Genomic DNA, 22,571 nt, shown 5'->3' with positions numbered 1-22,571 from the left:
TCTATTTATGAGTTTCAGTCATGTGTCCTATCTGATTATGCACCCTAATGCTGCGGAGTGCTTTGCGCTACTGTTAACGCAACAGTCAACGAGGAGCAAAAGATGAAAATTATCCGCAGCGGTTCATTACCTTCAGTACGAGGACCGGAAGCCTGGTTTACCGGGGCTGTTCGCATTGACGCGCCCTTTCAGGCGACCGAACCTGCCAGCGTCGGCGGGGCAACCGTAACCTTTGAGCCGGGCGCGCGCACGGCCTGGCATACGCATCCCCTGGGACAAACGCTGATTGTGACGCAGGGTCGCGGCTGGTTACAGGAATGGGGCAAAGAGGCGGAAATCCTGAATCAGGGCGATATCGCCTGGATCCCACCCGGCGTGAAGCACTGGCACGGCGCAAGTGCGCAAACGGCGATGACGCATCTTGCCATCGCCGAAGCGGTAAACGGCAGCCCGGTAACATGGCTGGAAAAAGTGACCGACGAGCAGTACCCGAACGGCTAACCGCCAAAAACGGCAATCGCCTGCTGCAGGCGCGTCGTCCGCTGCATCAGGTGATTCGCCGCGTGAGTGACGTTATCCACCATCCCCGTATTGCTCTGGCTCATTGCGCCGATACGGGAGAGGGAGGCGTTGATGAGCGTCAGCGCCTGAGTTTGCTCCTGCGTGGCGAGGCCAATCTCCTTAATCAGGGTGGAAACCTGCAGAACATGGTCGATCATAACCGTCAGCTGTGATTCGGTTTGTCCCACCTTCTCCACGCCAGCGTTGACGCTGGCAACGTTTTTCTCGATCAGCGCTTTGATCTCTTTCGCCGCCGTCGCGGAGTGCTGCGCAAGATTGCGCACCTCAGCCGCGACCACGGCAAAGCCGCGGCCGGCTTCACCCGCGCGCGCCGCTTCCACGGCGGCATTCAGCGCAAGAATATTGGTCTGGAAGGCAATACGATCGATAACGCTGATAATATCGACGATCTGGCCGTTATCCTGCGAAACGGACTGCATCATACCGATGGTCTCTTTCATCATCGCTTCACCGCAGTGGGCGCTGTCGCGGGTGCGATCCGCCATCTGAATCGCCTCGTTTGCGGTTTCTGCCGTCTGCTTCACGGCGCTGGCGATCTCTTCCACCGCAGATGCGGTTTGCTGCAAGAAATCGGCGGTTTCTTCAGAACGCGCCTGCAGCGCCGCGCCTTCTTTCGCGACCTGCTGGCTGATGGTGCCAATACCGCTGATTTGCGCCCCGACATCATCAACCAGCGAGTTCAGGTTTAAACCAGACTGATTCACCAGGCGCATCATCAACCCGATGTCATCGATCCTGTCAAAATGGTAATAGTCCGTTTTACGTCCTGAAACCACGCGCTGCATCTGTTGAACAATGGATTTTACCGGCCGGGCGATCTGCGCGTGAAGATAACAGGACAGCGCAGAAAAAAGCAGCACCAGAGTGGTGGCCTGAACGAGACGATCGCGGAATAAATACATCGCCAGGCAGGAAAGTAATGCTGTCACAGTAATACCAAGCTGAATTCGTTTTCCGGTACTGAGACATTTAAAGAGCGACAAAAAGGAAAATATACCGCGCCGAACGAACAGTCCTTTATAAAAACGATGATGTTTTAATTCATTATTACGCACTTTTGCATACAGATTTTCACTGGCCGCGATCTCCTCCCGTGAGGGGATATTGCGCACCGAAATATAGCCGGTCAGGGATTCCCCCTGCCAGACCGGCGTCACGTTGGCCCGCACCCAGTAGTGATCGCCATTATGTCGACGATTCTTCACCAGCCCTGTCCAGGTCTCGCCCTGCTGGAGGGTAAACCACATGTCGCCAAACGCTTCGGCAGGCATGTCGGGATGGCGGATGAGGTTATGCGGCTCCCCCAGAAGATGCTCTTCTTTATATCCGCTGGCTTCTATAAAAGCCGAGTTAGCATAGGTAATATGACTTTTTATATCGGTAGTGGACATTAACGTCGAACCGGCGTTAAGCAAAAACTCGTTTTGTGTAACGGGGGTGTTACGCCTCATGAGTAACTCCATGATGTTGTGCAAGAATAAAAAATCCGGAAAGCGCTCCGGCAAGATAAGTATGATTATTTTAATAACGGCCTGGATATATTCTCGCTGAAATTGAGACTCTCCGAAATACCCGGCATTCATTATTTTTAATCTGTTAATGTTGTCGAATGTAATAAAATTGAAAATATTTTAGTGGGTGTTATTCTGTATCGGCTTAAATAAATGACATAAGCCAAACTGCAAGAGGGAGATCGTCTCTCTGGAAAAATTGTCATGCTGAAATAGCGTTTCGTTAACAGGATGAAAACGCTATCATTTGGTCACATTTTCGTAAATACAGGGAGGCTGAGGTGAAAATTAACGTCATCGGTACCAGCGGGAGCGGAAAAAGCACGCTGGCGAAGCAGATTGCGACCGCGCTGTCTATTCCCTGTATCGAGATGGACAGACTCTACTGGCAGGCTAACTGGCAGGGCACGCCGGACGACGAGTTTCAGGCAAAGCTGGCGCAGGCGCTACAGGCTTCGTCAGACTGGGTGCTCGACGGTAACTACAACCGCACGCGACCGCTGAAATGGCGCGATGTCGATGTGGTGGTCTGGGTGGATTATGGGTTTACCCGCACCCTCTGGCAGGCCGTCACCCGAGCAATAAAGCGGGCCTGGCATAAACACGAGCTTTGGCCGGGAACGGGAAACAAAGAGAGTTTCCGGCGCGCGTTCTTCAGCAGAGAATCCATTATCATCTGGACGATCAAAACCTGGCGTAATAACCGCACGCGCTATGAAGCCGACCTGCAAAACCCGCAATATAGCCATATTCGCTTCGTCCGCATTACCCGTCGGGAGCAGGTGGAATCGCTGATTGCTTCCTTAAAGTCTTATTCTTAGCAGGGTTTTATATATCTGTTTTCCGGCAAACTAAATGTAAATTAATTGTTTCTCAGTGGTGAAATGCGCCTTTAATAATGTCGACATGTTAAGTCAAACGAGAACGCAACATGTCATGGCGAATCAGCATTCTGGATAAAAGCCCCATCGCTGAAAACGAAACGGCTGCCGATGCACTGGCGCGTACCCTGGCGCTGGCGCAGCAGGCAGAAAATCTGGGCTATCACCGCTTCTGGATTGCCGAACACCACAACACCCCACAGCTTGCCAGCCCCTCGCCGGAGCTGCTGATTGCCTGGATCCTCGGGCAAACCACGCGCATTCGCGTCGGGTCTGGCGGCGTAATGCTCCAGCACTACAGCCCCTATAAAGTCGCCGAGAACTTCAACGTGCTGGCCGCGCTGGCGCCTGGCCGCGTCGATCTCGGCGTTGGGAAAGCCCCCGGTGGATTACCGCTCTCAACCCGCGCGCTACAGCAGGGCCTGAATCAACAGGAAAAGGGCAGCTTTGCCGAACAGCTGGCCCAGCTCGACCGCTGGATCCGTCCTGAGCATCACGCTATTGAAGAGGCCGTCCGCGCCACGCCGCTGCCGCCGTTGCCTGCTGAGGGTTTCCTGCTGGGCGCGAGTACCGAAAGCGCGCTGCTCGCCGCCAGGCTCGACTGGCACTTTGTGTTTGCCGCACACCTGAACGGTGACCCGGACCTGCTGCGCGAGGTGGTGTCGACCTGGCGTGAGAACAGCGCGCGGGACGTCATAGTGGCGGTGCAGGCGATTGTCGCGCCGACGCAGGCTGAGGCAGACGCGCTGGCGCAGAAGGTCGAAGTGTGGGGCGTTGAGCTGGCAAACGGGCAGCGTGTCACCGTGGCCAGCGAAGAGCAGGCCTACGCGTTTGCGCGCCAGGCGGGCAGTGAGCCGGTGCGCATTGCACGTCGCGCGCAGTCGCTGCTGGCGGGCACCGCTGAGTCGGTAGTGGAACAGCTCAACGCGCTGCACCAGCAGTGGGGCATTGACGAATTTATCATCGACACGCCGGTGGCGGAGGGGGCTACGCGCGTTGCGTCGCTGCGCCTGCTTGCCGGGGCGCGTCTTAACAAGGAGGTCACCGTATGAGTTTTGGCGAACAACTGATTGCCTGGCGCCGCGAACTGCACCAGAACCCCGAGCTGTCCGGCCAGGAGGTCGAAACCACCGCGCGCCTGCGCCAGTGGCTGACGAATGCCGGGATCGCCCCGCAGCCTTACGATCTGTCGACCGGGCTGGTGGCGGAAATCGGAACGGGCAGCAGGCTGGTTGCGCTGCGTGCCGACATTGACGCGCTGCCGATCGAGGAGCGCAGCGGCGTGCCGTTTAGCTCACAGCATGCCGGGGTGATGCACGCCTGCGGACACGATATCCACACCATCGTCATCCTTGGCGCCGCGTTAAAGCTGAAAGAGCGGGAGGCCTCGCTTAACGGCCGCGTGCGCATCCTGTTTCAGCCTGCTGAAGAGAACTTTGGCGGTGCGAAGAGCATGGTGCGGGCCGGTGCCCTGCGCGATGTCAGCGCGATTTTTGGTATGCACAACGAGCCTGGCCTGCCGGTTGGTGAGTTCGCCACCCGCGGCGGGCCGTTCTACGCCAACGTCGACCGCTTCGTGATCCGCATTACCGGTAAAGGCGCGCACGCCGCACGTCCTCATGAAGGCAACGACGCCATCGTGCTGGCAAGCCAGCTGGTAACGGCGCTGCAAAGCGTCGCCAGCCGCAACGTCAACACGCTGGATTCGGTGGTGCTGAGCGTGACCCGCATCTCGGGCGGTAACACCTGGAACGTGCTGCCGGAAAGCGTCGAGCTGGAAGGCACGCTGCGTACCCATCGCACGGAGGTACAGCAGAATGTGAAAGCCCGCGTGGGTGAAATTGCCGCCGGGTTTGCCAGCGCCTTCAGCGCGCAGATTGATATCACCTGGTATGCCGGGCCTACCGCGCTGGTGAATGACGAACGCTGGGCCGACTTCGCCACCTCGGTCGCGCGTGAGGCCGGTTATGAAACCCGTCACGCGGAACTGCATATGGGCGGGGAAGATTTTGCGGTCTATTTGCAGTCTGTTCCCGGCGCGTTTGTCAGCATTGGCAGCAACAGTCCGTTTGGTTTACATCACCCGGCCTTTAACCCGGATGAAGCACTGATTGAGCCCGCCGCCCGCTATTTTGCACAGCTTGCGGAAAAAGCCCTGCAACACGTTTAATTCAGGAGAGGTAAAGATGTCAGCAACCCGACAACTGCGGCTGGGCACCATTCTGCATGGTGCATCCGGGAATATGTCCGCCTGGCGCCATCCTGCGGCGATTGCCGACGCCAGTATTAACTTTGACTTCGTGAAAGCGACGGCGTTAAAGGCCGAGGAAGGGAAGCTCGATTTCCTCTTCGTGGCCGATGGTCTCTATATCAACGAGAAATCGATCCCCCATTTTCTGAATCGGTTTGAACCGTTAACCGTGCTTTCCGCACTGGCCAGCATTACCTCGCGCCTGGGGCTGGTGGGAACCTTATCCACCTCCTACAGCGAGCCCTTTACCACGGCGCGCCAGTTCGCCAGCCTCGATCACCTGAGCAATGGCCGCGCGGGCTGGAACGTGGTGACCTCGCCGCTGGAAGGGTCAGCAAAGAACTTTTCCCGCGAAAAACACCCCGAGCATGCGCTGCGCTACCGGATTGCGGATGAGTATCTCGACGTGGTGAAAGGGCTGTGGGATTCCTGGGAAGGGGATGCGTTTATCCGCAACAAAGAGAGCGGCCAGTTTTTTGACCCGGCCAAACTGCATACGCTCGATCACCACGGTGACTTCTTCCAGGTTGCCGGTCCGCTGAATATTGGCCGCACGCCGCAGGGTCGCCCGATTGTCTTTCAGGCCGGGGCGTCGGACGACGGGAAAAAGCTGGCGGCGAAACATGCCGACGCCATTTTTACCCACCACGAGACCTTCGACGAGGCAAAAGCCTTTTATCAGGACGTAAAACAGCAGCTGGAAACAAACGGCCGCCGCGCGTCGGATCTGCATATTTTCCAGGGCGTTAGCGTGATTGTGGGGAAAGATGCCGATGACGTGGAACACCAGTACCAGACCACGGCGGCGCTGGTGTCGATTAATGACGCCCTCAATTACCTCGGTCGTTATTTCGAACATCACGATTTCAGCCAGTATCCGCTCGACGAGCCGTTCCCGGATATCGGCGACTTAGGCAAAAACAGCTTCCGCAGCACCACGGATGAAATCAAGCGTAACGCCCGCGAACGCAGCTTAACCCTGCGTCAGGTGGCGCTTGAAGCCGCTTCGCCGCGCCCGCGCTTTTCCGGCACGCCGGAGGAGGTGGCTGACGGTCTTCAGGCCTGGTTTGAAGGTTATGCCGCAGACGGCTTCATCATTCAGGGCGGTACGCCGGACACCTTCCCGCGCTTTGTTGACCAGGTGGTACCGATTCTTCAGTCTCGCGGGCTGTTCCGTACCGACTACCCGGGCACCACGCTGCGCGAAAGCCTTGGCTTAGACCAACCGAAAAACCAGTACACACAACAATAAAAGAGAACCCCGCTATGCAGAAATCATCGCTTGTTCTGGCGCTCGCGCTGGCCTTTACCCCTGCCGTCTGGGCAGAGAACGTCAATATTAACGGCACCGGCGTGAGCATCGAGGCCAATAAAACGCCGATTAACACCGCGAAAAATAGCGAGGCAGTGGCGCAGCTGCCGAAAGACTATCGCTTTGCCGTGCCGGGGAAATTTACCGTGGCGGTGGCGGGACTCAATCAGCCGCCGCTGACGGTCTTCTCCGACGACAACAAAACGCTGCTGGGAAGCGAAGTTGACGTCGCGCGTCTGGTCGCCGACAGCCTCGGGCTGGAGCTGAACGTGGTGCCCACCTCCTGGGAAGACTGGCCGCTGGGCGTCGCGTCCGGGAAATACGATGCCGCCATCAGCAACATCACCGTCACTAAAGAGCGCAAACAGAAGTTTGATTTTGCCACCTACCGTAAGGATTCCCTCGGTTTCTACGTGAAATCGACCAGCCCGATCAAATCGCTTCAGAAGGCGGAAGACATCGCCGGGCTGAAGATTATCGTGGGCTCCGGCACCAACCAGGAGGCCATCCTGCTGGCATGGAATGCTGAAAACCTGAAGAAGGGACTGAAGCCCTTTACCCCGATCTACACCAAAGACGATGCGGCCCAAACCCTGGCGCTGCAGTCCGGGCGCGCGGATGCCTACTTTGGCCCGAACGTGATTGGCGCCTGGAAAGCGGCGCTGAACGGGAAAACCAAACTGGTGGGCAGCGTCGACGGCGGCTGGCCGAAGGCGGCGCACATCGCGGTGACGCTGAAAAAAGGCAGCGGGCTGGTTGAGCCGGTGCAGACCGCGCTGAACGGCGTCATCAAAAACGGCGATTACGACAAAGTGCTGAACCGCTGGGGAGAAGGGGTTGAGCGCATTCCTCAGTCCGAAGTGAACCCGGCGGGCCTGGGCGATTAAGGAGGCGTGATGAGCGAACGATTTCGTGATGTTTCACCGGAAGATGCCGAACTTCAGCCCATTATCGAGGGGCTGTTCGGTGAATATGCGGCCCGCTACGGGGACTACTTTTCCAAAGACGCGGAAGTGGAGCTCACCGAGTGGTATTTAGCGCCGCAGGGGCTGTTTATCGTCCTGGAGCGCGACGGGAAGATTATCGCCACCGGCGCGTACAAACCGTTCGACGAACGCACCGCGGAAATCAAACGCATCTGGACGGACAAAACCCTGCGTCAGCAGGGGCTTGCCGGGCGCGTAGTGCAGGAGCTTGAGCGCAGGGCGGTGCTGGCAGGGTACAGCCAAATCTACCTGACAACCGGCTTTCGTCAGCCGGAGGCGGTCAGGCTCTATCTCAGCCAGGGCTATCAGCCGCAGTTCGATCTGAACCGCGATCCGGAAGAGTATAGCCAGCCGCCGTTTGACGGTCGGCTGCGTTTCACCAAAACGCTGGTACGTGAAGCGTTCAGCAAAACCGCATGAGGAACGACGATGAGCAACGTTGAAACCATTAAGGTGGTCCCGGCGCGTTATCCGCTGCGGGCCGTCGGCGCCGCGGTGGCGCTGTTTGTCCTGGCGGTCGTGATTCAGTCAGTCGCCTTTAACCCGCGCTGGGAGTGGGCGGTGTTCGCCCGCTGGTTCTTCGACCCGGTGATCCTCGAAGGCGTCGGGCAGACCCTGCTGCTGACGCTGATCGGCACCGTGCTGAGCGTGGTGTTTGGCGGCATGCTGGCGCTGGCGAGACTCTCTTCATCCTGGCTGCTGAGCAGCCTGGCGTGGGCGTACATCTGGCTGTTTCGGTCGCTGCCGCTGATCGTCGTGCTGATTATCCTGTACAACTTTTCCTATCTCTACGACACGCTTTCGCTCGGCGTGCCGTTCACCGGTATTACCTGGGGCAGTTTTGAAACCATCAACGTGCTGGGGCAGTTCTCTACCGCCGTGGTGGGGCTAACGCTGGTGCAGAGCGCCTATACCGCCGAGATCATTCGCGGTGGTTTCCTCGGGGTCGATCACGGGCAGTATGAGGCCGCCGCCGCGCTCGGCCTGCCGGCCTGGCGCCGCACGGTGCGCATCATTTTGCCTCAGGCGCTGCGTACCATTCTGCCGTCGGGGTTCAATGAAATCATCAGCCTCGCCAAGGGCACAGCGATGGTCTACGTCCTGGCAATGCCGGAGCTGTTCTATACCATCCAGATGATCTACAACCGCACGCAGGAGGTGATCCCGCTGCTGATGGTCGGTGCCGCCTGGTACCTGGCGATCACCACCGTCCTGTCCGCTATCCAGTACGGTGTTGAACGCGCACTTGCCCGCAGCGAACGCCGCTCAGCGGTTAATCAGAACCGTGCCGCCCGTCGTACCCGTTCCGTCACCACCACGCCAGCACAGGAGCCTATCCATGCAAGCCTCTCCTGAAGGACATATCTCGATTACCGGCGTCAGCAAATATTTTGGACGCCATAAGGCGCTCGACAACGTGTCGCTTGAGATCCCGCCGGGATCCGTGACGGTCATCCTCGGGCCGTCCGGGTCGGGAAAATCGACGCTGCTGCGCACCATAAACCACCTGGAGCGCGTCGACGAAGGTTTTATTCAGATCGACGGGGACTACATTGGCTACCGTCGTCAGGGCGACAAGCTCTACGAGCTGAAGGAGAAAGAGATCCTCAAACAGCGCGTCAACGTGGGCTATGTGTTCCAGAACTTCAATCTCTTTCCCCATCTCACGGTGCTGGAAAACCTGATTGAGGCGCCCATCGCGCATAAAAAGCTCAGCAAAAAAGAGGCGGTGGAAAGCGCGTACAGCCTGCTGGACGTGGTCGGGCTGCGGGATAAAGCCGACGCCTGGTCCCGCCATCTCTCCGGCGGCCAGCAGCAGCGCATTGCCATTGCCCGCGCGCTGGCGTTACGTCCCCGCGTGATGCTGTTTGATGAACCCACCTCGGCGCTGGATCCGGAGCTGGTAGGGGAAGTGCTGGACGTGATCAAAAAACTGGCCCGGTCCGGCACCACTCTGGTGGTAGTGACCCACGAGATCGGCTTTGCCCGGGAAGTGGCGGATCAGGTGGTGTTTATGGTCGACGGAAAAATCGTCGAGCAGGGCAGCAGTGACGAGGTATTAAACCGTCCGTCACATGCGCGAACGCGCCAGTTCCTCTCCAAAGTCTTGTAAGGAGTGCCAATGAAATATGGACTTCTGGCGGGGCTGGTCTTCACGACGGCGAGCCACGCCAGCATTGATTTGAAAGCCAACGAGCAGCCGCTGCCGGTGACGGTGGATCGGCAGGCCGTGGCGAAGATCCCCGCCGGGTATAAATTCGTTGAGCCAGGTACGCTGACGGTCGCCGTCTCGATGCTGAACTCCCCGCCGCTGGCGCTGCTGGCCAGCGATAACCGCACGCGGATCGGCAGCGACCCGGATATTGCCCGCCTGCTGGCGGGCAGCCTGGGGCTGAAGCTAAAGCTGGTGCCGACGGCGTGGGAAGACTGGCCGCTGGGGATCGCTTCCGGGCGCTACGACGTGGCGCTGGTGAACATTGCGGTGACCGAACAGCGTAAAGAGAAGTTTGATTTTGCGACCTACCGCGTCGATTCGCTGGCATTTTCGGTGAAATCCACCAGCGAGATTCAGTCAATCAAAAGCGCGGAAGATCTGGCCGGTAAAAGGGTGATTGTCGGCTCGGGTACCAATCAGGAGCGCATCCTGCTGGGCTGGAACGAAGAGAATAAAAAGGCGGGGCGGGCGCCTGCGCTGCCGGTCTATCTTCACGACGATGCCTCGGGCAATCTCTATATCCAGTCCGGCAGGGCGGATGTGTTCTTCGGCCCCCAGTCGGTTTCAGCTTACAAAGCGGCGCTCACCGGCAAAACCCGCGTGGTCGGTTTAGGGCCGAAGAAAGCTTATGTCGCCACCACGACCAAAAAAGGCAATCAACTGGTTTATGCCCTGCAGGCCGCGCTGAACGGTGCGATTGAGCGCGGAGAGTACCAGAAGGTGCTGGCGCGCTGGGGCGAGCAGGGCGAAGCGGTGACGCAATCGGAGGTCAACCCGCCTGGGATAACCTACTAATGGTGCTCTACACTTAGGATTTTCACTCCTGAGGGGGCAACATGATTAAACTTTATGGCGTACCCGGCTGGGGCTCGGCAATCAGTGAGGTGATGCTGACCCTGGCTGATATCCCTTATCAATTCATCAACGTGGACGGGTTTGACCAGCCCGGTCCGCAGCGTGAATTGCTGCACAAGCTCAATCCGCTGTGCCAGGTGCCGACGCTGGAGCTGGAAAATGGCGCCATCATGACCGAAACGGCGGCGATTGCCCTGATGGTGCTCGACCGGTGTCCCGATCTCGCCCCGCCCGTGGGGCAGGCTGAACGTCAGCCGTTTCAGCGTTTGCTCATTTGGTTCGTAGCCAACGTCTATCCCACGTTTACCTATGCAGACTATCCCGAACGCTGGGTGCCGGATGCGCCGGAACAGCTGCAGAAAAACTGCATCGCATACCGGAAATCCCTCTATTTGTGGTTCGAAAGCCAGCTTAAGGCTGCCCCGTTTGCGCTGGGGGAACGGCTGACGCTGCTGGATGTGTATATTGCGGTGGCGCGCACCTGGGGGCCCCGTCACGCCTGGTTTGCCGAAAATACCCCTAAATTCACGGCGATTGCGGACGCCGTATGCCAGCGACCGGAACTGCACAAGGTGTTAAAGGCAAACAAAATTATCTGATAACGTGGAACCCACATTCACAACCGGAAGCCTGCACATGCCACACGTAGATATTAAATGTTTTCCCCGTGATTTAAACGACGAACAGAAAGCTGCCCTGGCGGCAGATATTGCTGACGTGATTATTCGCCATTTCAACAGCAAAGACAGTTCCGTGTCGGTGGCGTTGAAGCAGATCGCGCCTGAAGACTGGAAGGCGCAGGTCTGGGATACCGAAATTGGACCGAAGCTGGAGGAGCTTATTAAGAAGCCCGGGTATTCGATGTAAGATCTTCTGCCGGGGAGCGGATAAATCCTTCCCGGCTCGTCTTCCCGTTTTTCGCAAAAATCGATAAAAATGCGTTTTGTCTTATCCGCTACAATTAACGTTTCTGACTGGCATATTATTCATCCTTAGGAAAGATCTCCAACAGAATCAATTAAGGACAGACACGTTAAAGGATAATTTTCTGATGACAAAATTACCCCGTTTTTCATTCGCCTTTCTTCATCCCCGTTACTGGCTAAGCTGGGCCGGCATTGCGGCTCTGTGGCTCATCATGCTGCTCCCTTATCCGCTTCTGTTCAGAATCGGTCATGGCCTGGGTCGACTGGCGATGCGCTTACTGCCTCGCCGCGTTGAGATTGCCCGCCGCAACCTGGAGCTTTGTTTCCCGGAGATGAAAAAGGATGAACGCGAGTCATTGCTGCAGCGTAATTTTGAATCGGTTGGAATGGGGGTAATCGAAACCGGAATGGCATGGTTCTGGCCTGCGTGGCGGGTAAAGAAATGCTTTACCGTGCAGGGTTATGAGCACATGGAAAAGGCGAGGGCGCAGGGAAAAGGCGTGGTGCTGGTAGGGATACATTTTCTGACCCTTGAGCTGGGCGCGCGGATATTTGGCATGCTTAACCCCGGTATCGGGGTCTATCGCCCTAATAACAATGCTCTGCTGGACTGGCTTCAGACGCGCGGGCGCCTGCGCTCCAACAAAACCATGCTCGATCGCCATGATTTAAAGGGCATGATCCGCGCGCTGAAGCAGAATGAAATTTTGTGGTACGCCCCGGATCACGACTATGGCAAAACCAACAGCGTGTTTGTGCCGTTCTTTGCGGTGCCGGATGCCGCGACGACGGCGGGCAGCTATATGCTGGTCAAAAGCGCTAACCCTGCCGTTATCCCCTTTGTGCCGCGCCGCAGGGCGGATGGCACCGGTTACGAGCTGATTATTCTGGAGGATATCAGCGAGGCGATGCAGGGCGGCGATAAAGAAGCCGTGGCGACGCAGATGAACAGGGCAATTGAGCAGGCCGTACGCATGGCGCCTGAACAATATATGTGGCTGCACCGTCGCTTCAAAACCCGTCCTGAAGGGGTACCTGACCGGTATGCCCGTCTGAAACAGGCGGCAACTCGGGGTGATAGTCTCACCGCCAGCGATTTTTCTGACCGTTCAGGCATACAGCACTGACACCACAGCGATGCCCTCACCCTGCGGTGAGGGCATGACCGACGCTACAGCGCGGATCGGCGGTACGGCGCATAGTCCGCCTGCCACCAGGTTTTCTCGATACGCGCCATCAGGGTTTCATCATCTAACGCTGGCGCCACGCCTTGTTCAATGGCGGCCCGGGCGACGGCAACGGCAATCTGGCGTGAAACCGTTTCAATCTGATCTACCGGCGGCAGTAATCCTCCTCTTTCCGTGGTCACGAGCGGAGACTGCGCGGCCAGGCTGCGGCTTGCTGCCATCAGCATCTCTTCCGTCACCCGGCGCGCGTTACAGGCCAGCACGCCCAGCCCAAGGCCCGGGAAGATATAGGCGTTGTTACACTGGGCAATCTCATAGTGCGCATTCTCCCAGAATACCGGGGCGAACGGACTGCCGGTGGCCACCAGCGCGGCACCCTGGGTCCAGGCGATTAGGTCCTGCGGCTGGGCCTCCGCCCGTGACGTTGGGTTCGAGAGCGGCATGATAATCGGGCGCGGACAGTGGCGATGCATCTCTTTGACGATCTCTTCGCTGAACAGCCCCGGCTGGCCTGAAACGCCGATCATCACCGTGGGATGTGCGTTTTTCACCACGTCCAGCAGGGAAATATTCTTCGCGTCTACCTGCCAGCGGCTTACGGCGTCGCGCGCGGTAAGCAGGTTTTTCTGGAAATCGAGCAGGTTGGTCATGTCGTCGGTCAGCAGGCCGAAGCGATCGACCATAAAGATCCGGCTGCGGGCTTCCGACTCGCTCAGGCCGTCATCGACCATCAGCGCCACAATTTTTTCAGCAATCCCGCATCCGGCAGAGCCGCTGCCCAGGAACACCACGCGCTGATCGCGAATGCGCGTCCCCGCCGCGTGGGCTGCCGCGATCAGCGTCCCTGCGGTGACGGCTGCCGTGCCCTGGATATCATCATTGAAGCAGCACAGCTGGTCGCGGTAGCGCTGCAGAAGTCGGGTGGCGTTTTTCTGCGCAAAGTCTTCAAACTGCAGGAGGACGTTGGGCCAGCGCGCCTTAACCGTACTGATAAACATATCCATAAATTCAGCGTACTGGTCATCGCTGATGCGCGGGTGACGCCAGCCCATGTACATCGGGTCGTCGAGGTGTTGCTGATTATTGGTGCCGACATCCAGCATAATCGGCAGGGTGGAGGCCGGATGGATCCCTCCGCAGGCGGTATAGAGCGACAGCTTGCCAATCGGTATGCCCATACCGCCGATACCCTGGTCGCCGAGGCCTAAAATGCGTTCTCCGTCCGTTACCACAATCACCCGAACGTCGTTGCGCGAGAAGCTTTGCAGCATCTCATCAATGCGGTGGCGGTTAGGCCATGAAATAAACAAGCCGCGCGCGCGGCGATAAATCGTGGAGAAATGCTCGCAGGCTTCACCCACTGTCGGGGTATAGATAATCGGTAACGTCTCTTTCAGATGCGAACGCAAGAGGTTGTAAAAGAGGGTTTCATTGGTGTCCTGAATATTGCGCAAATAAACATGGCGGGAAATATCGCTTTTAAAATGGCAGAACTGCACCCAGGTACGCTCCGTTTGCTCCTCAATGGTTTCAACGTTATGCGGCAATAACCCATGCAGATTAAAATTATCCCGCTCTTCCTTAATAAAGGCGAGGCCTTTATTTAATAACGGATTTTCCAGCAGTACGGCGCCATTATAGGGCGTGTACAGAACGTCTTTACGAGACATGGTTAACTCCTGAATATTTAAACGAAACAGAAATAAGACTAGCAAAAACAGTGACTTTAAGGATGATAAAGACACGGAGTTTTCTGTGTTTTGTTGGGGAGCTAATTTAGCGCTTAGCTAACGTAGCAGGAGTGATAAGGGTCACATTATTTCTGGTTTTATTAATTTCAAAAGAATTGCATTGAATGCCATGAATAACTTTAGTTACATAATAATGAATTAAATTATTTAAAAGGAAAGGGCTGTTGTGTTCACATTTCTCTTCGAAAGCCCATGTTAATTTCACGCTGAGCCTGTTTTTGAGAAAAGGCCACCAAAGTCATTATTTTCTATTTAAGAACATTTATTCGAATCAGGAATAGTTTTCCGCTTATTCCTTTCTCTGTATATCCGAACACAAATTTCAGGTGATTATATGAAAGATAATCCTGTACCGACTTCCGCGCTGTCGACCTCGCGTTTTGCTTTTGGGCTTAACACGACCGAGGTGGGCGCGGTTCCGCTGATGCTGTTCGTCGGGATTGCCGCGATTGTGGCGACGTCCGCCTGGGCAGGGCTGCTGCCGAAAAATATGATAGGCGGACTGGCGGTCATCATGACCCTTGGCTTTGCGTTTGCCAAAGTGGGGCGTCAAATCCCCGTGCTGAAGGACATCGGCGGCCCGGCGATCCTGTGTCTGATGGTGCCTTCCGTGCTGGTCTATTTTGGCGCATTCGGGAAACAAACCCTTGATACGGTGCATCTGCTGATGAAGGAGGCGAATCTGCTCTATTTCGTCATCGCCTGCCTGGTGGTCGGCAGCATCCTGGGGATGAACCGGGTGCTGCTGATCCAGGGCATGATGCGCATGTTTGTTCCGCTGGTGGCGGGGACACTGATGGCCGTGCTGAGCGGGCTTATTGTGGGAACGCTGTTTGGGTATACGCCTTACCACACCTTCTTCTTTATCATTGTCCCTATCATTGGCGGTGGAATTGGCGAGGGGATTTTGCCCCTGTCTCTGGCCTATTCGGCAATCCTGGGGCAGACGCCGGACGTCTTCGTGGCGCAGCTGGCTCCCGCTGCGGTCGTCGGAAATATCTTCGCCATTATTTGTGCCGGCTCGCTGGCGCGTCTCGGGACGAAACGTCCTTCGCTTTCGGGAAACGGCATGCTCACGCGGAGTAAAGACGACGCCAGCCTGTTCGCCGGGGCGCCTGGCGCTCAGCAGACGGATTTTCATCTGATGGGCGGCGGATTGCTGATGGTGTGCGCGTTTTTCATCGTCGGAGGCTTGTTTGAAAAACTGGTCCATATTCCCGGCCCGGTGCTGATGATCCTGATTGCCGTCCTGTGTAAATACTTCAGGGTGATCCCGGCCTCAATGGAGCAGGGGGCGCACAGCTGCTATAAATTCGTTTCGGCTGCGCTGGTCTGGCCGCTGATGATCGGCCTCGGGATGCTATACGTGCCGCTTGAAAGCGTGGTGTCGGTCTTCTCGGTGGGCTATGTAGTGGTATGCGGATCGGTGGTGATTGCGATGGCGCTGAGCGGCTACGTGATTGCGTCGCGTCTGAATATGTACCCTGTGGAAGCGGCGATTGTAACCTGCTGCCACAGTGGGCTGGGCGGTACGGGAGATGTGGCCATTCTGTCCGCCTCCAACCGCATGTCGCTTATGCCGTTCGCGCAGATCGCGACGCGTATTGGCGGTGCCTCAACGGTGATTTTCGCCACGCTGCTGATGGGCTGGATTATGGCGCACTGATTCGAATCGTCAGGATACTGAATCGCAACGACATTTACAGCGTGTCGCTGCGGTTCAGTCCTTTATAAAACTCACCGCGCTGTATAGAATTACCGCAGCCACAGCGACGGGATAACACACGATGACCAGAAGAGTTGATTATCAGATTGAAAAATATCTCCTGACCGAAGCTGCCGAACCGGAGCGCCTGACGCGCCAGTGGGCAGAGGTTCTGGAGGAGTGTCGTGAGCAAAAGGCCGGTGCAGAGGAGCGGCTGCGCCTCGCGTTGCTTAATGTGGATTACGTTACCAGCTTCGAGCTGCCCTTCAGGCTGCTTCTCACCCGTGCGCCCCAGTTGATTGATGCCGTCAGGAAAGAGCTTCAGCTCAGTCAGAAAAATGTTCTGTTTAACGGCAAGCGCTTTGGCTGCGTCTACAGCCTTAAACGGGATCTGGACGGCATACCTGACGAGTTTACCTATCACCTGAAGACGCGGATCCAGCGCAGTGACGCCACGGGCGCGACGGAAGCGTCTTACCGACAAATTGCCCAGCAGGTGAAAGCGCCAAAGGAGCGCCTCAAACTGGCGCTGGACAACGGGCTGTCTGTAACCGCGCTTGACGGGCTTTTCTGGTTTGGCATTCAGCGCATCGCGGCTGATGTACAACGGTTACGCAAAACAGGGATGCGGATCGTGACGTCCAACGCCGAGGTGTTCGATACGCTTACCAAAACAACCCGGCAGGTCCCGGTCTATCGCCTGGAAGGAACTCAAATTACTTAACCTGCAGCAGGATCGCCATCAGCCCCGGAAAACGGGTATCCAGATCGTCTCGTCGCAATGAAATCATGTTTTCGCGTCCCTGCGGACGCTGCCAGATGACCCCGCTGTCGCGCAATACGCGCCAGTGATGGGTCATCGTGGACTTCACCACGTCCTCCGGGCGCAGCGCGTTACAGCTCAGTTCGCTGCCGTCGGCGAGCCGGCGAATAATCGATAGCCGGAGCGGGTTGCCGAGGGCAAACAGCACATTTTCCAGCAGTATTTGTTCAGTTTCAGGGTGGTTAGGGATCATCGTTTTCCTGCGTATGGCGTCAGATTGAGCTATATCAACAATAGGTCAACCCTTAAAAAATAGTTCGATAATACTCGTACAATAGGACTATTATAGCAAACGAACGAATGCACGACCATCCTGGTCGTCACAAACACGTCATACTGACTAAGGAAATATCATGCCCCGACCCATCCCTCTCGAACGTTATCGCAACATCGGTATCTCCGCGCATATCGATGCCGGTAAAACCACCACCACCGAGCGCATCCTGTTTTATACCGGGATGAGCCACAAGCTGGGTGAAGTACACGATGGCGCGGCAACCACTGACTGGATGGCGCAGGAGCAAGAGCGCGGGATCACCATTACGTCCGCGGCGGTTAGCTGCTTCTGGCCAGGCATGGACAGAGGCTATGAGCCGCACCGGATTAACATCATCGACACCCCGGGGCACGTGGATTTCACCATTGAGGTGGAACGTTCCATGCGCGTACTCGACGGTGCCGTGATGGTGTATGACTCCGTGGGCGGCGTGCAGCCGCAGTCGGAAACCGTCTGGCGTCAGGCCAATAAATATCACGTACCGCGTCTGGCCTTCGTCAACAAAATGGACCGTCCGGGTGCCGACTTCTTCCGCGTCGTGCGGATGATGCAGGAACGCCTGAAGGCCAATCCGGTGCCGATTGTCATCCCGGTGGGTGCCGAAGATCATTTCACCGGCGTGGTGGATCTGATCAAAATGCGCACCATTCTGTGGGACGATGCGACGCAGGGTATGGTGTTTACCTATGCCCCCGTGCCGGACGATTTAGCCAGTACCGCCCAGGAATGGCGGGAAAAAATGGTCTCTGCGGCGGCGGAAGCCAGCGATGAACTGATGGACAAATACCTGGAAACCGGCGACCTGACGGAAGCGGAAATTATCAAAGGGCTACGTATTCGCACCATTGCCGGGGAAATCCAGCCGATGCTGTGCGGCAGCGCGTTCAAAAACAAAGGTGTACAGCGCATGCTCGATGCGGTGATCGAGCTGATGCCGTCGCCGCTGGACGTGCCGGCCATTGATGGCGTGGATGAAAAAGGGCAGCACGCGGAGCGTCACCCGAGCGATGATGAGCCGTTCTCGGCGCTGGCGTTCAAGCTGATGAGCGACCCGTACGTCGGGCAGCTGACCTTTATCCGCGTCTACTCTGGCGTGCTGCGTAAAGGCGACGCGGTGTATAACCCGGTGAAAGGGAAGAAAGAGCGCATCGGGCGAATCGTACTGATGCATGCCAACGATCGCCACGAGGTGGATGAACTGCGCGCCGGGGATATCGCGGCCTGCGTCGGGCTGAAAGACGTGACCACCGGTGACACGCTCACCGATCCGAACGCCGTCATTACGCTTGAACGCATGGAGTTCCCGGATCCGGTGATTTCGCTGGCGATTGAGCCGAAAACCAAAGGCGATCAGGAGAAAATGGGCATTGCGCTGCAGCGTCTGGCGGCGGAAGATCCGTCTTTCCGCCTGCACACTGACGAAGAGTCCGGTCAGACCATTATCTCCGGGATGGGTGAGCTACACCTTGAGATTATCGTCGACCGCATGAAGCGTGAGTTTGGCGTCGAGGCAAATATCGGTCGTCCGCAGGTGACCTACCGTGAAACCCTGCGTAAAACGGTGAAGGACATCGAAGGCAAATTTGTCCGACAGTCCGGCGGTAAAGGGCAGTACGGCCATGTGGTCCTGAGTCTGGAGCCGCTGGAGCCCGGAAGTGGTTTTAAATTTGAAGATGCCACCAAGGGCGGCGTGGTGCCGCGCGAGTATATCCCGTCCGTTGAGAAAGGGCTGCGGGAAGCGATGAACAGCGGCGTGCTGGCGGGCTATCCGGTCGTCGATGTTAAAGCGACGCTGACGTTTGGCTCGTATCACGACGTCGACTCTTCGGAGATGGCGTTCCGCATGGCGGCGATCCTCGGTTTTAAAGAGGGCGCCCGCAGGGCGGATCCGGCGATCCTTGAGCCGATCATGCACGTGGAGGTGGAAACACCGGAAGAGTACGCCGGTAACATCATGGGCGATCTCTCTTCCCGCCGCGGCATGGTGCAGGGGATGGCTGAGCAGTACGGCAGCCAGATTATTCGCGCTGACGTGCCGCTGGCGGAGATGTTTGGTTATGCCACGACATTGCGCTCGATGTCCCAGGGACGCGCGACGTATACGATGGAGTTCCATCATTTTGCGGAAGCCCCGCGGAATGTTGCGGATGAGATTATTGCACGGCGTGCGAAGTAGTTAAGTAATTGTACAGGGTAGCTGCCAGGCTACCCTGTGCTTTTTCACCCTCACGAGGGGGCGCTTCTTTCCCTGGCCCGTGGTTACTTAATCAGCGTGGCCGAACGAACTTTCCATTTTCCTTTTTCCTGAACGAGACAATCTGCGACAACGTGATCTTGTTTCTGACCGAATGCGACATAAACGTTGGTGCAAACGGCATCAAAATCAGAATGCAGAACGGTTATCTGATCCCAGTCCTCATCCCAGTCCTGCGCTTTAATGAACATATCCGCATCGGGCATGTCTTTTTCGTTACTGTCTCCTGAATACATCTCCTTAATTGCAGCAATAGTCCCTGAGGCAACGTATTCATTCATAATGTCTGGATTCAGAACTGGCGGTTTTTCCTGCTTCAGCTGAGCGATATACCATTGATTGAATTTGAGCGCAGCCTGTCCCGGTGCATAAATGTTATCTGCGACAGCAAACGGAGACAGGGTGCAGAGTAAAAAGAAGAGTGTTTTCATTAGTCATGCCTGAACAGTTCGTAATGAGGCTGTTTGTTTCGGTAAGCCTGTCCTGGATAAAGAGAGTGTTGTACAAAATCGCTGATCCATTGCTGACCATCGTATAGGCAAACGTGCCCTCTATCGTGACCCGCAATATTTTGGATAACGGCTACGTCACCGGCATGAGGTTGATCGTATACCAGGCGAAAGCCAGCGTTGACCAATGTCCGCCCCATATCTTTTGCCAGACGCGTATTGGGGATTTTTAATCTTCCCCCCGTTCTGATCGCTTCGGTGACGTAGTGAGCACAATACCCCGTACTCTTCGGTTGGGCGTGTGATTTGGCATACGAGATTGCGCCATCTTTATTCCATGTCATTGATATTTCCTTAATGCGAGAGTGATGATGCTGCAACTCTGGAAATATCCTCCGTTTTACCACGCAAGAGTAAACATAAAGTGCCATAGAAATTTACTATAATTCAGTAGGATATGATTAAGAATATCAATCCAGCGCCTTCACCATCTTCCCGCTCGCCACAAACGTCCCGGCTCCAAGATGATGCAGGGTATTGAGCTTATCCCCGTCAAACTGCCAGCGTCCGGCAATAAAGGCCCGCTCATCCGCTGCCGCTGAAACCACTTCACCAAACAGCGTGTCATATTTCTCTGCCGCAGAGGTCACGGGTAATAACCGGCATTCCATCCACGCCAGGCATTTCTCTTCAATGACCGGCAGGCCGAGCTCCGGGCCATTCACGACCGGGATCCCGTAACAGTTGAATTTGTCCTCGTCGCGCCCGCTGACGCTGCCCACCGCGTAAGTCCAGTTGGCCGCCGCCACGCCGGGAATGACGATGCCAAATTTCCCGCTGCGTTCGATAAGCTCGCGTGACCAGGTACTTTTATCCACGACTATCGCGATGCGTGGCGGTTCAAACTCAACGGGCATGGACCATGCGGCGGCCATAACGTTACGTCTGTCGAGCGTTTCATCACGACTGGTAATCAGTACGGTAGGACCGTGGTTCAGCAGACGGCTGGCATGACGTAATTCAACAGGGCGAAAGTGGCTCATAGGATCTCCTCATCTGTAACGATGAGTATGACGAAAAAGCACGTAAATCAAAGTGAGCGCGTAGAATTAGTTTATAAACACAGCATCACTATCAAAGGAAACTGATATATGTCCCCCTTTCTGACCGCCTATTTCGCCCGCATCGGCTGGAAGCAACCGGCTTCTGCTGATATAGACACCCTGCGCGCACTGCATATACATCACAACTGCGCGATCCCGTTTGAGAATATCGATGTCGCCCTGCCGCGCGAAATCCATCTCGAAGACCAGTGTCTGGTCGACAAATTGCTGACCGCCCGCCGTGGGGGATACTGCTTTGAGCAAAACGGCCTGTTTGAGCGGGTATTGCGTGACGTAGGGTTTACCGTGCGCAGCGTATTGGGGCGCGTGGTATTAGCGAGCCCGCCGCAAATGCCGCCGCGCACGCACCGCCTGCTGCTGGTGGAGCTTAACGGTGAGCGCTGGATTGCCGACGTGGGGTTTGGCGGCCAGACGCTGACGGCGCCGATTCGTTTACTCGCTAACGAGGAGCAGGAAACGCCGCACGGTCTGTATCGTCTGCTGAGCGAGGGCAACGACTGGGTGCTGCAGTTCCGCCACCACGAGCACTGGCAGTCGATGTACCACTTTGACCTGACGACGCAGTATTTCAGCGATTACGTGATGGGGAATTTCTGGTCGGCGCACTGGCCGCAGTCGCATTTCCGCCATCATCTGCTGATGTGCCGCCATCTGCCGGACGGCGGCAAGCTGACGCTGACCAACTTCAACTTTACCCACTGGCAGAACGGTCATGTGGAGGAGCAGATCCATTTGCCGGATGCGGAGGCGCTGTATAAGCTGCTGCAGGAGCGGTTTGGCCTGGGCGTTGATGACCCGAAGCACGGCTTTACCCTGGCCGAGCTGACGGCGGTGATGGCGGGGTTTGATACGCATCCGCAGGCCGGGAAATAGCCCGGTGGCGGCTACGCCTTACCGGGCCTACGGGTGATCGAACACAGGCCGCCACCCGGCAGATTAGTTTAAACATCGTCAAAGGCATGCTGATATGGAAATCTTGTTGCGGAATAAATTCAGTTCAGTGGGAATGTTACTCGGGGTTATTGCACTGCTTCTCTCATTAGTGCAGTTCACCTTTGGTCCTTTTTCGACAAAGTCGACGGCGCTTGAAATTGTTGTGGCTGAAAAGGTTTCGGCGGTAAAAAAAGGGATCATTGCTGGCATAAAGGGAGAACAGCCGGTCGTTGAGGCAAAAAAGAAAGCGTTCGATATCGACAGCATTCTTATCAATAGCGGAATCATTTTATCCGTTGTGGCATTAGGGCTTGCCTTCACGGCTGGGATGCGCAAAGAGAACAGATGGGGGGTGAGTGGTGCACTGTTTTTTTCCGGGGCCACGCTCGCTTTTCATGCGGCGTTACTGGCTTTTGGTCTGATTGTCGCAGTGTTGCTTCTGCTGTTGGTTATTTCAGTCGTCAGCGGAAGTACTTTGTTCTGACATTGCGGCCCGGTGGCGTCTACACCTGACCGGGCCTACATGCGTGTGAACGTAGGTCGGGTAAG

Annotated in this window: 22 protein-coding genes and 1 pseudogene; 17 read left to right on the top strand and 6 right to left on the bottom strand. The window is 56.4% G+C overall.

Features of this window, described 5'->3' with window-relative positions:
- The first annotated feature begins 102 nt into the window (after positions 1 to 102).
- The gene (locus tag B498_RS09010; protein WP_008501772.1) at positions 103 to 501 is read left to right on the top strand and encodes a cupin domain-containing protein; all 399 of its coding nucleotides are present in this window, start codon (positions 103 to 105) and stop codon (positions 499 to 501) included.
- Here B498_RS09010 and B498_RS09015 read toward each other — a convergent pair.
- Positions 498 to 2,033 carry a methyl-accepting chemotaxis protein gene (locus B498_RS09015; RefSeq protein WP_008501771.1) on the bottom strand — a complete coding sequence of 512 codons (1,536 nt, stop codon included), beginning with the start codon at positions 2,031 to 2,033 and terminating at the stop codon, positions 498 to 500. The two genes, B498_RS09010 and B498_RS09015, sit on opposite strands and share 4 nt — an antisense overlap.
- Positions 2,034 to 2,374: 341 nt before the next feature.
- Here B498_RS09015 and B498_RS09020 point away from each other — a divergent pair, with 341 nt between their 5' ends.
- The 11 genes and pseudogenes from B498_RS09020 to B498_RS09075 all read left to right on the top strand — a co-directional run bounded on the left by B498_RS09020 (position 2,375) and on the right by B498_RS09075 (position 12,646).
- Positions 2,375 to 2,914: an AAA family ATPase gene (locus tag B498_RS09020; RefSeq protein ID WP_008501770.1), complete on the top strand. Its 540-nt coding sequence runs from the start codon at positions 2,375 to 2,377 to the stop codon at positions 2,912 to 2,914.
- Positions 2,915 to 3,024: 110 nt separating this feature from the next.
- A complete protein-coding gene (locus B498_RS09025; protein ID WP_008501769.1) occupies positions 3,025 to 4,026 on the top strand; it encodes an LLM class flavin-dependent oxidoreductase in 1,002 nt (333 codons plus the stop codon).
- Positions 4,023 to 5,144: an amidohydrolase gene (locus B498_RS09030; RefSeq protein ID WP_008501768.1), complete on the top strand. Its 1,122-nt coding sequence runs from the start codon at positions 4,023 to 4,025 to the stop codon at positions 5,142 to 5,144. Before B498_RS09025 ends, B498_RS09030 begins: the two co-directional genes overlap by 4 nt.
- A 16-nt stretch (positions 5,145 to 5,160) precedes the next feature.
- A pseudogene (locus B498_RS23380) lies at positions 5,161 to 7,424 on the top strand (NtaA/DmoA family FMN-dependent monooxygenase).
- Between the two features lie 9 nt (positions 7,425 to 7,433).
- Positions 7,434 to 7,943 carry a GNAT family N-acetyltransferase gene (locus B498_RS09045; protein WP_008501765.1) on the top strand — a complete coding sequence of 170 codons (510 nt, stop codon included), beginning with the start codon at positions 7,434 to 7,436 and terminating at the stop codon, positions 7,941 to 7,943.
- Between the two features lie 9 nt (positions 7,944 to 7,952).
- Positions 7,953 to 8,879 (top strand): amino acid ABC transporter permease, encoded by a 927-nt coding sequence (locus B498_RS09050; protein ID WP_008501764.1) that lies wholly within the window; start codon positions 7,953 to 7,955, stop codon positions 8,877 to 8,879.
- Entirely contained in the window at positions 8,863 to 9,636 is a 774-nt protein-coding gene (locus tag B498_RS09055; protein ID WP_008501763.1) for an amino acid ABC transporter ATP-binding protein, read from the top strand. The genes B498_RS09050 and B498_RS09055 overlap by 17 nt, the downstream gene beginning before the upstream one ends.
- 9 nt (positions 9,637 to 9,645) lie before the next feature.
- Positions 9,646 to 10,533 carry an ABC transporter substrate-binding protein gene (locus tag B498_RS09060; RefSeq protein ID WP_008501762.1) on the top strand — a complete coding sequence of 296 codons (888 nt, stop codon included), beginning with the start codon at positions 9,646 to 9,648 and terminating at the stop codon, positions 10,531 to 10,533.
- A gap of 41 nt (positions 10,534 to 10,574) precedes the next feature.
- A complete protein-coding gene (locus B498_RS09065) occupies positions 10,575 to 11,192 on the top strand; it encodes a glutathione S-transferase family protein (protein WP_008501761.1) in 618 nt (205 codons plus the stop codon).
- A 37-nt stretch (positions 11,193 to 11,229) separates the two neighbouring features.
- Positions 11,230 to 11,460: a tautomerase PptA gene (gene pptA / locus B498_RS09070; RefSeq protein WP_008501760.1), complete on the top strand. Its 231-nt coding sequence runs from the start codon at positions 11,230 to 11,232 to the stop codon at positions 11,458 to 11,460.
- Between the two features lie 184 nt (positions 11,461 to 11,644).
- Positions 11,645 to 12,646, top strand: coding sequence for a Kdo(2)-lipid IV(A) acyltransferase (locus tag B498_RS09075; RefSeq protein ID WP_008501759.1), 1,002 nt, complete (start codon positions 11,645 to 11,647; stop codon positions 12,644 to 12,646).
- A gap of 44 nt (positions 12,647 to 12,690) precedes the next feature.
- On the opposite strand, the gene B498_RS09080 is transcribed toward B498_RS09075, so the two are convergent.
- Entirely contained in the window at positions 12,691 to 14,376 is a 1,686-nt protein-coding gene (locus tag B498_RS09080; RefSeq protein ID WP_008501758.1) for an NAD-dependent malic enzyme, read from the bottom strand.
- Positions 14,377 to 14,791: 415 nt separating this feature from the next.
- Here B498_RS09080 and B498_RS09085 point away from each other — a divergent pair, with 415 nt between their 5' ends.
- Together B498_RS09085 and B498_RS09090 are read left to right on the top strand one after the other, a co-directional pair.
- The gene (locus tag B498_RS09085; protein WP_008501757.1) at positions 14,792 to 16,123 is read left to right on the top strand and encodes a 2-hydroxycarboxylate transporter family protein; all 1,332 of its coding nucleotides are present in this window, start codon (positions 14,792 to 14,794) and stop codon (positions 16,121 to 16,123) included.
- Between the two features lie 121 nt (positions 16,124 to 16,244).
- Positions 16,245 to 16,886, top strand: coding sequence for a helix-turn-helix domain-containing protein (locus B498_RS09090; protein ID WP_008501756.1), 642 nt, complete (start codon positions 16,245 to 16,247; stop codon positions 16,884 to 16,886).
- Here the strand turns inward: B498_RS09090 and B498_RS09095 are convergent.
- Positions 16,879 to 17,178, bottom strand: coding sequence for an ArsR/SmtB family transcription factor (locus tag B498_RS09095; RefSeq protein WP_008501755.1), 300 nt, complete (start codon positions 17,176 to 17,178; stop codon positions 16,879 to 16,881). The two genes, B498_RS09090 and B498_RS09095, sit on opposite strands and share 8 nt — an antisense overlap.
- A 160-nt stretch (positions 17,179 to 17,338) precedes the next feature.
- Between B498_RS09095 and fusA the strand changes: the two genes are divergently transcribed.
- Positions 17,339 to 19,438 carry an elongation factor G gene (gene fusA, locus B498_RS09100; protein WP_008501754.1) on the top strand — a complete coding sequence of 700 codons (2,100 nt, stop codon included), beginning with the start codon at positions 17,339 to 17,341 and terminating at the stop codon, positions 19,436 to 19,438.
- Positions 19,439 to 19,521: 83 nt separating this feature from the next.
- On the opposite strand, the gene B498_RS09105 is transcribed toward fusA, so the two are convergent.
- From B498_RS09105 to B498_RS09110, 3 genes are all read right to left on the bottom strand, one after another.
- The gene (locus tag B498_RS09105) at positions 19,522 to 19,947 is read right to left on the bottom strand and encodes a DUF3828 domain-containing protein (protein WP_008501753.1); all 426 of its coding nucleotides are present in this window, start codon (positions 19,945 to 19,947) and stop codon (positions 19,522 to 19,524) included.
- Entirely contained in the window at positions 19,947 to 20,309 is a 363-nt protein-coding gene (locus B498_RS0121495; protein WP_032622944.1) for a hypothetical protein, read from the bottom strand. The genes B498_RS09105 and B498_RS0121495 overlap by 1 nt, the downstream gene beginning before the upstream one ends.
- 126 nt (positions 20,310 to 20,435) lie before the next feature.
- A complete protein-coding gene (locus B498_RS09110) occupies positions 20,436 to 21,008 on the bottom strand; it encodes a flavin reductase family protein (protein ID WP_008501752.1) in 573 nt (190 codons plus the stop codon).
- Positions 21,009 to 21,116: 108 nt separating this feature from the next.
- On the opposite strand from B498_RS09110, the gene nhoA reads away from it, so the two are divergent.
- Both nhoA and B498_RS09120 read left to right on the top strand, forming a co-directional pair.
- Entirely contained in the window at positions 21,117 to 21,962 is an 846-nt protein-coding gene (gene nhoA / locus B498_RS09115) for an N-hydroxyarylamine O-acetyltransferase (RefSeq protein WP_008501751.1), read from the top strand.
- A gap of 94 nt (positions 21,963 to 22,056) precedes the next feature.
- Positions 22,057 to 22,506 (top strand): hypothetical protein, encoded by a 450-nt coding sequence (locus tag B498_RS09120; RefSeq protein WP_008501750.1) that lies wholly within the window; start codon positions 22,057 to 22,059, stop codon positions 22,504 to 22,506.
- The last annotated feature ends 65 nt before the right edge of the window (positions 22,507 to 22,571 follow it).

The organism is Enterobacter sp. SST3 (assembly GCF_000286655.1).
In the GTDB taxonomy this organism is placed as follows: Bacteria; Pseudomonadota; Gammaproteobacteria; order Enterobacterales; family Enterobacteriaceae; genus Enterobacter; species Enterobacter roggenkampii.
Note: the sequence above shows the minus strand (reverse complement) of the source record. Positions and strands in the feature narration are given on the sequence as shown.